This is a genomic window from Rhodococcus sp. A14, assembly GCF_011603105.1.
GTDB classification, from domain to species: domain Bacteria; phylum Actinomycetota; class Actinomycetes; order Mycobacteriales; family Mycobacteriaceae; genus Rhodococcus_F; species Rhodococcus_F opacus.
The window spans coordinates 1-567 of record NZ_JAAOQS010000315.1 but is presented as its reverse complement, the minus strand read 5'-3'; the positions used below and the strand labels follow the sequence as shown (position 1 = coordinate 567).

The 567-nt window shown below is 68.3% G+C and carries 2 protein-coding genes; both read left to right on the top strand.

Translation table 11 applies throughout. From position 1 onward, the window contains the following. Positions 1-306, top strand: a 306-nt coding sequence (locus G9373_RS45600; RefSeq protein WP_167121406.1) for a fumarylacetoacetate hydrolase family protein, incomplete at its 5' end; no start/stop codon positions are given. Positions 307-317: 11 nt separating this feature from the next. Next, the coding region (locus tag G9373_RS45595; RefSeq protein WP_167121404.1) for a maleylpyruvate isomerase N-terminal domain-containing protein at positions 318-567 on the top strand (250 nt) is incomplete at its 3' end.

The window sequence follows — 567 nt, the reverse complement described above, 5'->3', positions numbered from 1 at the left end:
ACCAGCGGTTTCGGGCCGTTCCTGACGACCACCGACTCGTACACGTTCGGCGGGACACTGGAGACGAAACTGGAAGGGCAGGTGGTGCAGTCCACCACCACCGACGATCTGGTGTTCACCCCGGCCAAGCTGGTGGAGTACATCTCGCACATCGTGACGTTGCAGCCCGGTGACGTGGTGATCACCGGCACCCCGGGCGGGGTGGGGCACGCCCGTAAGCCCGGGCTCTACATTCAGGACGGGCAGACCGTCGAGGTCACCATCGAGGGCCTGGGCACCGTCCGCAACACGACAATCGTCAAGTAAGGGTGCACCCGGTGGGTTTCCACGATCTCGACTTGTCCGAGCGGTTGCTGATCGCGCGCCGCGGTACCGCGTACTTCGCGCAGCGCCTGGCCGAGCTGTCCGACGAGCAGCTGTCCGAGCCGACCGGGTTGGCGGGGTGGTCGCGGCGACACCTGGTGGCGCACGTCGGCTACAACGCGGCCGCGTTGTGCCGGCTGCTGGACTGGGCGGCGTCGGGCGTGGAGACCCCGATGTATGCGTCGGCGGAGCAGCGGGGCCGGG